Source organism: Shewanella sp. SG41-4 (assembly GCF_014164505.1).
Classification (GTDB): domain Bacteria; phylum Pseudomonadota; class Gammaproteobacteria; order Enterobacterales; family Shewanellaceae; genus Shewanella.
In genome coordinates this window covers 1-1,666 of the sequence record NZ_JACJFI010000545.1, presented here as the reverse complement: position 1 = coordinate 1,666, position 1,666 = coordinate 1, and the positions used below count along the sequence as shown (strand labels likewise).

At 33.5% G+C, this 1,666-nt stretch carries 1 protein-coding gene; it reads left to right on the top strand.

Annotated elements, in window-relative coordinates; translation table 11 throughout:
• Positions 1 to 11: 11 nt before the first annotated feature.
• Positions 12 to 1,666, top strand: a 1,655-nt coding sequence (locus H5202_RS22050; RefSeq protein ID WP_182773920.1) for a hypothetical protein, incomplete at its 3' end; no start/stop codon positions are given.

Here is a 1,666-nt window from a genome sequence, read left to right as displayed (position 1 = left end):
GGTATTCAATTATGCGTAACAAAATCGGTGTACAAAGCAGAGAGAACAATCGAACAAAAAACGAACAAAAAAACGAACAGAAAATACTCGCTGATGTGACTAAAAGATTGATTGCTGATTTTGCAAACGAAATATTGTTTAAGGACAAAATTTTGTTCGAAAAAGCATGGAACAATTTTGATAAATATCTAATAAAACAGGCTACGTCATCAGCTCATTATGCAGAGTTATTTGAACTGTGTGCATCAAAACTAAATGAAAAAGTAACTACGCTAGGCTACGTCTTTCTGCTATCAACATATATGTTGCCAATGACAATCGACAAAACGATTAGAAATGAGTCGTTAATAGAGATGAATAGTGGTTGCTGCGATTTTTATAACGATTGGTTTACAGATACGCTCTCCGGCCATACTAATAACATTGAGGATGCATTTCGCAATGTCATAATGTCGCTCATATATCACTCAGGTTGTTGCAAGTCAAACTACGTTATGGCGTTCAGCAAACAACTCAACGAATCAATCGACATAAAACAAATTAATGAACTAGCTTATTTACCATTATTTATAGAAGACAAAAAATACAACACAAACATCACACAACATGGTACACAATTGACACAACAAATTGTGTATTTATCTACGCTAACACTTTCATTTATTGCGCATTTTCAACATTTAAGATCATTAAAAAACAATCATGATTGGACTACTCCATTATCTGAAAAACAAATCTATGATCGACTAACTAACAGGCAAAAAAATTTAGGAACTAATACAAATTTTCCAACATCATTAACACGTTTATTAAAAACTGCAGTAATGACTGTCGAGCAACATGCTGGTGTTGAATTGAATCAAGCCATGATTGAATTTTCTCTCGGCAACATTAAAACCTACTCCCTGTCAGAAGATAATCTATCAAGAATAACTCCGTCATCACCACTAGCTATATCCGATGTGAGCAGTTTTCATCACCAGATATCAAATTCCAATAGCACATCTGGTTCGACACTAAAGCTTTACAGTCAAAAGCCATCTGGCCTGCTGTTTGCAAAAATATCAAAAATAGTAAATGCCAAAAACGAAACCAAAACTAATAAAAAATTATTGGTAGAAAAACTAGAAGCGTTAAAAATTGATTTAGAGCTATCACAAGCTGAAATAATTCTGTTGGAATGGCTAATATCCAAATTTGAAACTTGCGTACAATCTACAATTATTCGTTATCATTCAACAGTATCAAAAGCGTGGTTATATCATTTTGAGGCTCTCTGTGTAGATGATTTTGATGAATCGAATTATCATGAGCGATATACAGAAATGCTCGAGCAAACATCAAGCGGAAAACAGAAATACAAACTAGGTGCAAGATTACGAGATATCCATACATTTGGGATAAATCACTATAATTTCCCACATCTAACTGAAAAGATTTTTGACGGTTCTGATTTTCAGGCCCACACAAATGCTGGATTCATAGATGAAACGCTCTTTAACGCGCTACTTTTATCTGTAAACAATTTATTAGACTTATCAGATCGAGATCAAAACACGTTAAAGACAATCTTAATCATTAGTTATCGATGTAATTTGAGAATTAGTGAAATACTAAAACTACAAATGAGAGATATAGAGTGTTCAGAAATCGGCTGGATTAGTGT